Consider the following 12,963-nt stretch of genomic DNA (forward strand, 5'->3'; position numbering starts at 1 on the left):
TATGAATATAAAAGAATTATTAATCGAATCAGATGCGATTCAAATTGGCATCAATGAATCCAATTGGGAAAAGGTTATTCAGCTAGCAGCTCAGCCATTGATAAAAAATGGCTACCTGACTGAAGAGTATGCTAAGTCTGTCATAGAAAGCACTCAAAGCAACGGAGCTTATTATGTCTTTGAAGAAGGTATTGCGATCCCTCACTCTAGACCCGAGTGTGGAGTCATCCAAAATTGTTTTAGTTTAGTGCTGCTCGCAGAACCAATCTCATTTAATGGAAGCATACCTGCCGATATCATCATCATGTTCGGTGCGACAGATAGTAATGGTCACATAGAACAAGGCATTGGTTCTATCGTCTCTATGCTCGACGATGATGAAAAGATACAAGCCATACGTCGAGTCACTTCCCAGCAACAACTATTGGAGTTAATATGAGCGAAAAGACACACCAAACAGGCAAAACGGTTATTTTGGTTAATGGTGTACCGGCCTCTGGGAAAAGTTCTGTCGCACACAGCATTGCTAATCATTTTAACTTAACGTACCTATCAATTGACACGATCAAAGAGCCATTTATGGCGACGGTCAAAGACTACAATAGAGAGATAAATCGAGAACTTGGCAAAGCCGCTTATAACGTCATATGGGATATTATTAAACAGTCCCCAGACAATCATACCTTTGTTATAGATGCATGGTTTGGATTCCAACCCAGAGAAATGCTAATCAATTACCTAAACTACTCAGGTGTGGAAACGATTATCGAACTCTGGAATAACATATCTGGCTTAACAGCCGCGCAAAGATATGAAGATAGAATTCCATATCGATCAGATAAGCACCCTAAACATGAGTACTTACCAGAACTGGTCTCTTTAGCAGAGAGAGCAAAACCAATGAGCATTGGAGATGTCATCATTGTCGATCAAAACCAACCAATCGAAATGAAAACATTATTCGCCAATGTTTCCAGCCTATTAGCGAACCCGCACAAAAAAAGAGCTTAGGTTCATAACAGCCTCGAATCAACGAGGCTGTTAGAGCAAACAATTCCAAGCTTTATTCACCGATCGCACGGCCAAAAATATAGCAATGTAGTGACCAAATTCACTATGCCACTACATTCTTACATATAATCTTTATTTTAGCTGAGATTAATTTGAAATAACTATAAGGTTACACCAGATTTAAAAAGTGCTAATTCACGAATATCATTCCGTTCATTGTTTGCCTGCTCACCACTTGCAATTGCAACAACTTTATCGATAAATGACTCCAATAAAACATCCATTGGAGTATCTTCAATTAATGCTCCTGCATTAAAATCAATCCAATGAGGCTTTTTACGTGCAAGCTCTGTATTGGTAGCAATTTTCATCGTTGGCACAAAGCCGCCATAGGGAGTCCCACGTCCAGTAGTAAATAAAACTAAGTGACAACCACTTGCTGCTAATGCTGAAGTCGCAACCGCATCGTTACCAGGTGCACTAAGAAGATTTAATCCAGGGGTAGATAAAACTTCACCATATTTTAATACTCCGACAACTGGGCTATTACCGGCTTTTTGTGTACATCCCATAGACTTATCTTCCAGCGTAGAAATCCCTCCTTTTTTATTGCCAGGTGATGGATTCTCGTAAATTGGTTGATTGTGATTAATAAAGTATTGTTTGAAGCCATTTATCATATCTACGGCTTTATCAAAGGTTTCTTTATTAATACAACGTTCAAACAATAAATGTTCTGCACCGAACATTTCAGGAACTTCAGTCAAAACGGATGTACCACCTAACTGAATCAGATAATCAGAAAATCGCCCTAACATTGGATTGGCTGTGATCCCAGAAAGTCCATCTGAACCACCACATTCCAACCCAACTTTTAATTTCCCTAAACTGATTGATGTTCGAGTATCTAGGCGAACCGTTTGATAAATGGATTCTAAATGTGCCACCGCAACTTCAATTTCATCCTGCTCATTTTGAGCGATCATATAATGGACTCGACTTTCATCTACCTCTCCCACCAATGCTTTAAAAGGCTCGACTTGATTATTTTCACACCCCAATCCGATAACTAAACACCCACCTGCATTTGGATGTTTAACCATATTCGCTAATATGGTTCTAGTGTTTTCATGATCATCGCCTAATTGTGAACACCCATAGTTATGAGGAAATAAATGGACACCATCACAATCTAGATCTGGATTATTTCGACGAAAACGCTCAATGGCTTGCTTAGCGATCCCATTGACACAACCAACAGTAGGAATAACCCAAATTTCATTACGTATAGAGACATCACCATTCGCTCTTTCATACCCTTGAAAAAAACGTTCGGGAATGGAAGAAGAAGGGATAGATGGAAAATGAGGAAGATACGAATATGTATCTGTATCAGATAAGTTGGTTTTCATATTATGGGTATGAATCCACTCACCAACATCAATATTTGCAGTGGCGCTACCAATAGAGCTGCCATATTTCACAATATGATCATTAATGACAATTGGCTTTAAAGCTAACTTGCTCCCACGATCAACGTCTTGACGTACAATAATATCTTGTCCATCAACATGAAGATTCCCCCCCTCACTAAGAGGTTGTAAACAAACAGCTATATTATCTTTTGAATTAATTTTAATGACTTTTTTCATGGGTATCCCTAGTAAGTGATTCCCGTCCGACTCATTCATTTTACACACCAGACTGTCTTTTAATCAAATTAAAAACAACTTTTCTGTATCTCCTATGTATAAAACAACCTTTTATCGGGCTAATAATCTTATTTAGTGTTAAAACTGGGTTAAAACCAAAAATAAAAAACACATAAAAAACACATAAAAATGATCACTTACACGTTTGCAAACATTTATTAAACCAATATAGCTCTCCCATCAATACACTCATTCCATATTCGATAACACCTGTCCGACATACAGAAACATATATCGACTAGGGAAAAGTAATGGTGCAATTAAATAGAAAGACTTCAACACAGCCTTCATACACTGAAAAAGTTATTCAGTTTGGAGAAGGTAATTTTTTACGAGCCTTCATTGATTGGCAGTTCGATCTACTAAATGAACACACCGATTTAAATGCAGGTATTACCGTTGTTAGACCGATAGATGCAGGTCACCCTAAGCTCGATGAGCAAGATGGGTTATATACTGCACTTATTCGAGGTATTAATGAGCAAGGTAAAACTGTCTCACAACCAAGGATTATTCGTTCAGTCAATCGTGAACTATTGGCCTATGGTCAATACGATGACGTTTTGAAGATTGCTGAAAATCCTGAATTAGAATGGATGGTGTCCAACACAACAGAGGCTGGCATTGTTTATAATGAACAAGATACTCTCGATGCTTTTCCCCCTGTAAGCTTTCCTGCAAAGCTCACTCAATTTCTATATCGCCGTTTTCAACACTTCAACGGCTGTCATACGAAAGGACTAATACACCTTCCTTGTGAATTAATTGATTCCAATGGCGAAAAATTAAAAGAAATCATTCTCAAATATGTAAATACTTGGGGGTTAGAAACTGAATTTGCGCAATGGATTTCAGAATCTAATACCTTTTGTTCAACCTTAGTTGATAGGATTGTTACTGGCCATCCAAGAGAAGAGCAAAGTGCTATTGAAGCAACGTTGGGCTATAAGGATAACTTTATCGTCACCGCTGAATATTACTATTTGTTTGTGATCCAAGGACCAAGCTGGCTACAAGATAAATTACGATTAAACCAATGTGATCTGAACATTCAAATTGTTGATGATATCAAGCCTTACAAAGAGCGTAAGGTTGGGATATTAAATGGCGCTCACACAGCGATGGTTCCTGTTGCCTATCTCAGTGGTTTAAATACCGTGAGTGAAGCGATGGATGATCAAGAAATCTTAAACTTTTTAGAGTCACTACTCGATCAAGAAGTAATTCCATCACTCAATATGGATGAGAAAAACTTAATACCTTTTAAAAATAGCGTTCTTGATCGCTTTAGAAATCCATACATCAAACATTATCTTATCTCTATCGCTCTCAACTCTATGACGAAGTTTAAAACTCGTTTATTGCCTCAATTAATAACTTATACAAAATCATCCGGCACTGCTCCGAAATACCTGAGCTTTAGTCTAGCTGCTTTGTATTGTTTTTATTTAGGAAAACGTGGCGATGAAGATATACCTTTAAGTGATGACCCTCATTTAATTGAACCTTTCTACGCATGGCGTAACACAAAAGGCAGCCAAGCTCATAACATAAAGCAATTTTTAGCAATGGATAATCATTGGGAGGAAGATCTTACTCAACTACCAAACTTAGAAAACTTAGTCGTATCCTACGTTGAACACATCCAAAAACTGGGTATAAGAAAAGCAATGAAGCTACTGTAATGCCAAAAAATTATAAAAAGGACGATATATTTATGAAAACTTTACCTACAACACTAAAAAAGATCAGCTATACAATTGGTCTAACCTTAGCATTTAGCTTTGGTGCCAATGCTGCAACAGAAGTGATGATCGCTTATGGTAATCAACCAGGTGAGCCTATTGATAAAGCTATGCATTACTGGGCTGAACAAGTTAAAGACAAGTCCAATGGTAAAATTGAGTTTCGTTTATTCCCTTCTAGCCAGTTAGGCAACGAAACGGAAGTCATGGAACAGGCTAAATTTGGAGCAAATATCATTACAATTAGCTCTTATGGCTACTTAATGGATAGCGTGCCCGATCTAGGGATTATAAATGCTCCATACTTAACTCAATCATTCGAAAAAAAATCAAAACTACTACATACAGAATGGTTTGAAGGCTTAAGTAATAAGTTAGCCGATAAAGGGATCAAAATTGTTGTACCTGATGTGGTTTATGGCACTCGTCATCTACTTTCTAAAAATCCAGTCAAAACACCTGAAGATCTCAACGGCGTAAAAGTTCGAGTACAACATTCCCGTTTATTTGTTGCAACGATAAAAGCAATGGGAGGCGTACCAACTCCTATGTCTTTATCTGACGTATACCCTGGTCTATCACAAGGCGTGATTGACGGTGTTGAAAATCCAGCAGTCGTCTTACAAGGTGGCAAATTTTATGAAGTTGTCAAAAACCTTAACCTGACGGCCCATACCAAACATATGTCTCCTTTTGTTGCCGGAACCAGCTTTTGGAACACGCTCTCTTCGAAAGAACAAAAAATCATTTTGGAGACTAGTCGCGATATGGTGAATTATGGCGCTACATTAGTTGCCAAAAGTGAACGACAAGCGATTGATGAGCTAAAGTCTGAAGGGGTGACGGTTAATGAAGTCAACATTCCTGCATTTGAAGAATCAGCTCGTAAGGTCGTTCAAACTGAATTCCCTGAGTGGACACCCAACCTATACAAAGATATTCAAGATAAGCTAGCACAGCTTTAAGTTTCTTAGGGCTCTTAAAGGGCCCTCTTTTTTTAAAGCTTATGGAGTTCATTATGGAAACTCATATGTCATTAGAACAACAAAAAATATTAACAAAAAATAAGTTTATCGCAGTACTCGATAAAGTCAGCATGCTTGATACCATCATCTCTGCTAGCTTGTTAGCTGTTATTGTTTTATTGATGAGCTACGGCGTCATTACTCGTTATGTATTTAACTCTCCTAGCTCTTGGGTGGAAGAAGTCTGTCTAGCATTATTTGTCTGGATGACTTTTATGGGTGCAAGTGCCTTAATGCGAACGGATGAGTTAGTACGTATCGACTATCTTGTTCATAAAATCCCAGCTGCGGCGGCGAATATCTTAGATAACTTTATCCGTCCTTTACTGGTGATATTTGCCTTAGCATTTATGCTCTATTGGGGATTTAAGTTATTACCGTTTTCTGAGGTTCGATTTACCCCTGCTCTTCAGATCTCTTATATCTATATTTACGCAGCTGTACCAGTGAGTAGTGTATTCATGCTTTATCACCAACTTAAGCACCTGTATTCATTCTTTGCATCTCAGCACGAGGAAGCATAGCTATGTCTGTTTTTTTACCAATTTCCGCATTGCTAGTTTTATTTACACTAGGGATCCCTGTCGTATTTTGTATTTTCATTTCGACATTGGCTTACTTTCTGATGAATGACCATTTACCAATGATGATGCTCGTTCAACGACTAGCCGGAGGGTTAGAGTCAGTAACATTATTAGCCATCCCATTTTTTGTAATGGCAGGCGTTTTCATGAACCACTCAGGAATTAGTCAAAGACTATTAAAATTTTCAGAAGTTTTAACCGGCCATATGAATGGTGGGTTGGCACAAGTTAATGTCGTCTTAAGTACTTTAATGGGCGGTTTATCGGGTTCTAATATTGCAGACGCCGCAATGAGCTCTAAGCTTCTCGTACCTCAAATGGTTGATCGTGGATATAGTGCTTCCTTTTCTTCAGCCGTTACGGCAGCATCTTCGCTTATAACCCCAATAATTCCACCTGGCATTGCACTGATTATTTATGGGTATGTCAATAATGTATCCATCGGTAAACTGTTCCTTGCCGGCGTTGTGCCTGGAATATTGCTGTGCGTCATGATGATGGTGTTAGTTTCATTTATTGCCAAAAAACGCAATTATGCTCCACTTAGAGAAAAACGAGCTTCCACAAAAGAAATAGCCTTATCTGCAAAAGATGCCTTCTATGCATTATTGCTACCCGTCATCATCATAGGTGGGATCCGATTTGGGGTCTTCACACCAACCGAAGCTGGTGCTGCCGCGGTTGTCTACGCGTTAATTTTAGGCATGTTTGTCTATAAACAAATGAACAGTCGGTTGTTATGGGATGCGACAAAAGAATCCGTACTATCTTCAGCTAACGTTCTTTTGATCATATGTGTGGCCGTTGGCTTCTCAAAGTTTTTAACCTGGGAAAGTGTTCCTCAACATTTAGCGATATGGTTAACTAGTGCTGTAGATAGCCCACTCACATTTCTATTACTAGTCAACGTATTCTTACTTATTATTGGGATGTTTCTTGAAGGAAATGCTGTCATGATTGTGCTTGCGCCATTGCTTGCGCCTGTCGCCCAATCTTACGGTATCGACCCTGTCCATTTTGGCATTATTTTCATTTTTAATAGCGCAATAGGCACCATTACTCCACCTTTAGGAACAGTCATGTTTACGACATGCTCGATAACCAAAGTATCGATAGAAGACTTCATTAAAGAAGTCATACCTTTTTGGCTCTTATTGATCGCAGCTCTAATAATGCTGACATACATTCCTATCTTGTCTATTGGTTTACCTAACTTAGTGTTTGGGTAAGGGTGAAACAATGAACAAAAAAAATATAGCCATTATTGGTGAGTGCATGATTGAGCTAAATGGTACACCTTTTGGTGACATGAAACAGAGCTTTGGCGGAGACACTCTTAATACTGCAATTTATCTACAACGTATGAGTGAGGAACGGATAAAAACGTATTATGTAACAGCGGTTGGAAATGACAATCTCAGTCGCATGATGCTTCAACATTGGTCTGATGAAGGTCTTGATACTTCTTGTGTAGCTATCGACAACCAGCATACAACCGGTCTTTATATGATTCAGGTAGACAATGAAGGAGAACGCAGCTTTCAATATTGGCGTGGCCAATCTGCCGCAAAGTATCTGTTACAACACGAATCCTTTACATCAATAAAGCAACAATTAGCAAATGTCGATCTTATCTTTCTCAGTGGTATCTCATTAGCTATTTTACCGGAAAATGATCGCTTAACTTTAATCGAGTTATTAGCAAAATATAAACAGAACGGCATAGAAATTGCCTTTGATAGTAATTATCGAGCCGCTTTATGGAATAACTTAAAGACCGCTCAAGACTGCTACCGAGCTATCTTCACTTTCTGCGATCTTGCTCTAGTCACCTTCGATGATGAACAACTGATATGGGGAGACAACACACCTCAAGAGACACTCTCACGCTTAAAAAGTTTTGGGGTCAGAAAAGCCATTATCAAACTGGGAGAAAATGGGTGTTTATCTCAAGAGTTTACCAAACAAGAACATCCTGAGCATATCAACGCAAATAAAGTCAGTAAAGTTATAGATACCACCTCTGCGGGCGACTCTTTTAACGGTGCATTTCTCGCTTTCTACGCGAATGGCGAAACATTAACTCATTGTTGTCAGGCTGGAAATTTACTCGCTAGTCACATCATCCAACATAAAGGCGCCATTATTCCAAAACACATAACTCACCCTATATACCGATCAGTCAAGGAACTATCATGAGCACTTTAAACACTACCTTAACGAACTTAAAAGTTATTCCTGTTATCGCGATTGATAGAGCTGAAGATATTATTCCGTTAGGGAAAGCATTAACAGAAACTGGATTACCGGCTGCAGAAATCACCTTTCGTTCAAAGGCTGCTGCCGAAGCGATTCGTTTATTAAGAGAAACACAGCCAGACATGTTAATTGGTGCCGGTACTATATTAACCAAAGAGCAGGTTATTGAAGCCAAGGATGCCGGCGCGAGCTTTATTGTCAGTCCAGGATTTAACCCCAATACTGTTAAAGCATGCAGAGAATATGATATTCCCATCATCCCTGGGGTCAATAACCCAAGTACCATCGAAGCCGCATTAGAAATGGGACTTAATACTGTGAAGTTTTTTCCCGCTGAAGCATCTGGTGGGATAAATATGGTGAAATCCTTACTTGCTCCATATGGAAACTTACTGATAATGCCAACGGGTGGCATTAATCCTCAAAATATTAATCAGTACCTCGCCATCCCCGGAGTAATTTGTTGTGGTGGCTCTTGGATGGTGGATCCCCAATTAATCAACAATGGTGAATGGGAAAAAATCAATGAACTCATTCGAGAAGTCATTGCATTAATCAATAATTGAGCCCGAAAATACTAAAAGCCAGCATTATGCTGGCTTATCCATGATCAAGCTGTTTTCCATCGTTCGCTTGGCCGTTTGAAGGTGATGCCTTAATTCTCCCATCGCACCAATATCATCACCGCTAAGTACTTTACTTAATATCGCCATGTGTTCTTCAATCGCCACCATATTACGGGTACAAAGGTCGGTATTATCCCATTGATAATGAAAGTGGAAGATAACCGAAATGATCTCATAAAATTGATCCATAAATGGATTGTTTGACGCTGAAAGTAATAAAGAATGAAATTTTTGGTCAAGCCTAGAAAAAGCCTGATACTCACTTACGACAGTTTCACGTAACTGTCTATGTTCATGTAAAAGATACTGTGCCTGTTGCCAACGGTTATCACTTTTAGGTAAGTTCATGAATCGACTCAAGGCGTGACACTCAAGCATTTCTCGAAATTCAAATAAGCTCGCCGCATAACTTTTTTCAAAGCGAATCATACGCCAACGCCCACGATTTACGTTCTCAATTAAATTGAAACGTGAAAATCGAATCAAATACTCCCTGACAACCGTCGTGGAACATTTTGCTTTTTTAGAAAGCTCGAGCTCAGTGAATTCTTGCCCTGGCATAATATGCTTAAATTTAATCGCTTCATTAAAAAAAGCTTCAAATTCTGAACTTTGAATCTCCGTTTCTGAGGTCGTATCTTTATACCCATCATCATCTGAAGGCGCTCGACAGATCACCCATTCATCATGAATCAGCTCTAGAACCCCTTTATCTTTTAAATCAGACATCACATGCCTAATCGTGGTCCGACTCACACTAAACAAATCCGCTAATGCAGATTGAGAAGGTAAAGGAGAACCAATATGCCCAAGCCTGATTGCATCAAGCAGTTGATTAGTCGTCGTTTCTCGTAAATTTTTATTTCTTGCCATTTCACCCTCCTCTTTGAGGATAAAATACCATTAAAAAACACTTAAAATTGATAAATAACACATATTTCTTAGATTTTTACACAATAAAAAACAGGTCAAATACACTGGTAAGACGTTCTAATATCAAAGAGAGCAACACATGAAGTCATTAATTTGTGAAAAACCATACCAGTTAAATTATATTGAAAAAGATATGCCTAAAGTAGAACCAAACGAAGTGCTAGTAAAAGTAGCTTCTGTTGGTATTTGTGGCACCGATATCCATGCTTATACCGGCAACCAACCTTTCTTCAGTTACCCTCGAGTATTAGGACATGAATTGTGTGGGACAGTTTGCGAAAAAGGCGATAAAGTAAGCGATGATTTTGTCTTGGGTGATAAAGTGGCACTTATACCTTATGTGGCCTGTTATGAATGCCCATCTTGTTTAAGTGGAAAAACCAACTGTTGTGAAAATATCTCAGTCATTGGGGTTCACCAAGATGGCGGTTTTTCTGAATATATCACCGCTCCAGCCTCAAATATACTAAAAGTAAATGGCGTAGATAACGCCACAGCAGCATTGATAGAACCTTTTGCTATTAGTGCTCACTCAGTTCGACGTGCTGACGTTAAACCAAAAGAAGCCGTACTGGTCGTTGGTGCAGGTCCTATTGGTCTAGGTGCTGCTGCTATTGCTGCTGCTGATGGTGCCAACGTTGTCGTAGCAGATACTCAACAAGAGCGTCGTAAACATGTGACCGATGAGCTTAAGTTACCAACATTAAATCCACTAGATGACAGCTTTTATGACCAACTAAAGAAGCACTTCGATGGTTCACTTGCACAGACGGTTATCGATGCAACAGGTAACCCACATGCGATGAATGTCGCTGTAAATCATATTCGCCACGGCGGAAAGATTGTCTTTGTAGGCTTATTTAAAGGTAATTTAGAAATCAATGATCCTGATTTCCATAAAAAAGAAACGACACTGATGGGAAGTCGAAATGCAACGGTAGAAGATTTCACTAAAGTACAAGATCTCATGACTCGAGGCATATTAACGGCAAATATGATGCTCACTCATTCATTTGAATTCAATACCATAGGAAAGATTTATGAAGAGCAAGTCATCAATAACAAGCAGTTATTGAAAGGCGTAATCAACTTCATTTAAAGTAAAAATACGATCTAAAGGAAGTTGCTCAAACAACTTCCTTTAGTACTTTACCAAAAATTGAAAACTCATAGCTATCATCTTGAATTAATAAAAAACTTCAAATGTTGAAAAACCATACAAACATCAGATAAATCCCTTTGAACAAATTTAGGTGGTGCTAATAAATAATTGCCTTGACTATCCGTCCCAAAACCAATTAATTTTCCATTAACTCTCACTTCACCTTCATTATACTGCTCAAGAAAATTCATACATCTCAGTATTGTACTTTTTCCAAAACCAGAGCCACCACCACTTCATTTCAATTAACACAAAAATGCCCCCTTTAAGGACTTCACATATCAATTCATTGTTAGCGATATCAAAAGGTATCGTGATGGCTCAAAATATTCACGTTGGAATCATTACCGCATTCATTGATGCTTTCTCTACCAAATACCATATAGATAAACCATTTTAGCCACGGATGAAAAATGTGATCTCTAATACTTTTTTATAAAAACAATGTGACCTAAATCATATTTAATAAATCAATATCTACCCCTTATGAAAAGGTTTTCACATAATAATGAAAACCTTTTCATACTAATCTAACGATCAAAGAGAAATCCTAGAATGGACAACCAAACTATTGCAAAAAAATTACTGGATGCAGTCGGCGGCTATAGCAACATCAAAGCGCTTGAGCATTGTGCAACCCGACTGAGAATAGTGGTCGCGGATAATGATCTTATCCAAGCCGATACCATCAAAACCATCGACAAAGTGGCTGGTTACTTTTACCAATCGGGTCAGCACCAAATCATTCTTGGTACAGGATTGGTGGATAAAATTTATAGTTTGTTAAAACAAGATGGCCAAATAAGTGATGCCAATGTTAAACAATCGGCTTACCAAAACATGAATATTGTTCAAAAATGTATTCGCGCTTTAGCTGATGTGTTCATTCCGTTATTACCCGTACTCGTTGCAACAGGTTTGTTTATGGGTTTGCGTGGCTTTGCCCAACAGCTAGGCGTGCAATTTTCACCAGAGCTGCTGACAATGACTCAAGTTGTCACAGATACCGTATTTATTTTCCTACCCGCACTTGTGGTTTGGTCTGCCTTTAACCGCTTTGGAGGAACGCCCGTTGTCGGTATGGTACTTGGGCTTATGCTCGTCGCACCAATGTTACCTAACGCTTGGAATGTCGCAAGCGGTAACGCACAAGTTCTCACCTTTGGCTTTTTTCATGTTCAAGGTTTCCAAGGTACCATTTTACCCGCGCTGATCACGGGTATTTTAGGGGCCAGCCTTGAAAAGTGGATCCGCACTTGGATGCCTGCCATGGTTGATTTGGTGTTTACTCCTTTTCTTACCATCACGGTCAGTGTCATCATCGCTTTATTTGCGATAGGTCCAGTGTTTAATCTTGTCGAGCATGGCGTGATGCACTCAGCTGAATTTATCATTGCACTGCCATTTGGTCTTGGTGGGATTTTATTTGGCGGCTTACAGCAGCTTCTCACAGTGACTGGATTGCACCACTCTTTGATTGTGGTTGAACTGAACTTCTTATCCAATACAGGTGTCGATCCGCTTAATGCTTTGATCACCGCCTCAATGGCAGGTCAAGCTGGCGCGGCCATTGCCTTTGTTATGTCGATAAAAGATAAGAAAGAAAAAGCACTAAAAGCCTCTTCTATTGTGCCTTGTTTTTTTGGGATCACTGAGCCGCTATTGTTTGGTGTAACGCTAACCAACTCACGTGTGTTTATTTCAGGCATGATTGGCGGTGCGGCCGCAGGTGCTTATGCGGTGATGATGAATATCGCTCCTTCGGTCATGGGCGTCACGTTTATTCCTGCTATCCCCGCTTACTTAGGTCATGGTTTGGTGCATTACTTACTCATGATCATCATCGGCATGTTAACCGGCGGCATCTTAACTAAACTACTTGTAAAAAATGAAGGATAAGGTGAAC

The 12,963-nt window shown here is 39.1% G+C and carries 12 protein-coding genes; 10 read left to right on the top strand and 2 right to left on the bottom strand.

The features are described 5' to 3' along the window. Position 1: 1 nt before the first annotated feature. On the top strand, positions 2-439 hold the full coding sequence (locus tag ACN0T8_RS10195; RefSeq protein ID WP_417880516.1) for a PTS sugar transporter subunit IIA: 438 nt from the start codon (positions 2-4) through the stop codon (positions 437-439). Continuing rightward, on the top strand, positions 436-1,011 hold the full coding sequence (locus tag ACN0T8_RS10200) for an AAA family ATPase (protein WP_417880517.1): 576 nt from the start codon (positions 436-438) through the stop codon (positions 1,009-1,011). The genes ACN0T8_RS10195 and ACN0T8_RS10200 overlap by 4 nt, the downstream gene beginning before the upstream one ends. A 161-nt stretch (positions 1,012-1,172) precedes the next feature. Here the strand turns inward: ACN0T8_RS10200 and ACN0T8_RS10205 are convergent, their stop codons facing one another. Further along, positions 1,173-2,663 carry a UxaA family hydrolase gene (locus ACN0T8_RS10205; RefSeq protein ID WP_417880518.1) on the bottom strand — a complete coding sequence of 497 codons (1,491 nt, stop codon included), beginning with the start codon at positions 2,661-2,663 and terminating at the stop codon, positions 1,173-1,175. A 311-nt stretch (positions 2,664-2,974) separates the two neighbouring features. Here ACN0T8_RS10205 and ACN0T8_RS10210 point away from each other — a divergent pair, with 311 nt between their 5' ends. The 6 genes from ACN0T8_RS10210 to ACN0T8_RS10235 are packed head-to-tail and all read left to right on the top strand — an operon-like array spanning position 2,975 to position 8,902. Continuing rightward, on the top strand, positions 2,975-4,408 hold the full coding sequence (locus ACN0T8_RS10210) for a tagaturonate reductase (protein ID WP_417880519.1): 1,434 nt from the start codon (positions 2,975-2,977) through the stop codon (positions 4,406-4,408). 32 nt (positions 4,409-4,440) lie between these two features. Continuing rightward, positions 4,441-5,433, top strand: a complete 993-nt coding sequence (locus ACN0T8_RS10215; protein WP_417880520.1) for a C4-dicarboxylate TRAP transporter substrate-binding protein — start codon at positions 4,441-4,443, stop codon at positions 5,431-5,433. Between the two features lie 53 nt (positions 5,434-5,486). Further along, positions 5,487-6,017 (top strand): TRAP transporter small permease, encoded by a 531-nt coding sequence (locus ACN0T8_RS10220; protein WP_417880521.1) that lies wholly within the window; start codon positions 5,487-5,489, stop codon positions 6,015-6,017. A 2-nt stretch (positions 6,018-6,019) separates the two neighbouring features. Next, complete coding sequence (locus tag ACN0T8_RS10225) at positions 6,020-7,306, top strand: TRAP transporter large permease (protein ID WP_417880522.1); 1,287 nt, start codon at positions 6,020-6,022, stop codon at positions 7,304-7,306. Between the two features lie 10 nt (positions 7,307-7,316). Continuing rightward, positions 7,317-8,276 carry a sugar kinase gene (locus ACN0T8_RS10230; protein ID WP_417880523.1) on the top strand — a complete coding sequence of 320 codons (960 nt, stop codon included), beginning with the start codon at positions 7,317-7,319 and terminating at the stop codon, positions 8,274-8,276. Beyond that, entirely contained in the window at positions 8,273-8,902 is a 630-nt protein-coding gene (locus ACN0T8_RS10235; RefSeq protein ID WP_417880524.1) for a bifunctional 4-hydroxy-2-oxoglutarate aldolase/2-dehydro-3-deoxy-phosphogluconate aldolase, read from the top strand. Before ACN0T8_RS10230 ends, ACN0T8_RS10235 begins: the two co-directional genes overlap by 4 nt. 24 nt (positions 8,903-8,926) lie before the next feature. Here the strand turns inward: ACN0T8_RS10235 and ACN0T8_RS10240 are convergent, their stop codons facing one another. Then, the gene (locus ACN0T8_RS10240; protein ID WP_417880525.1) at positions 8,927-9,835 is read right to left on the bottom strand and encodes an FCD domain-containing protein; all 909 of its coding nucleotides are present in this window, start codon (positions 9,833-9,835) and stop codon (positions 8,927-8,929) included. 139 nt (positions 9,836-9,974) lie between these two features. Between ACN0T8_RS10240 and ACN0T8_RS10245 the strand changes: the two genes are divergently transcribed. Then, on the top strand, positions 9,975-10,994 hold the full coding sequence (locus tag ACN0T8_RS10245; RefSeq protein ID WP_417880526.1) for a zinc-binding alcohol dehydrogenase family protein: 1,020 nt from the start codon (positions 9,975-9,977) through the stop codon (positions 10,992-10,994). Between the two features lie 618 nt (positions 10,995-11,612). Continuing rightward, complete coding sequence (locus tag ACN0T8_RS10250; protein WP_417880527.1) at positions 11,613-12,956, top strand: PTS transporter subunit EIIC; 1,344 nt, start codon at positions 11,613-11,615, stop codon at positions 12,954-12,956. Positions 12,957-12,963 lie beyond the last annotated feature (7 nt).

It is taken from the genome of Vibrio sp., assembly GCF_048266485.1.
In the GTDB taxonomy this organism is placed as follows: domain Bacteria; phylum Pseudomonadota; class Gammaproteobacteria; order Enterobacterales; family Vibrionaceae; genus Vibrio.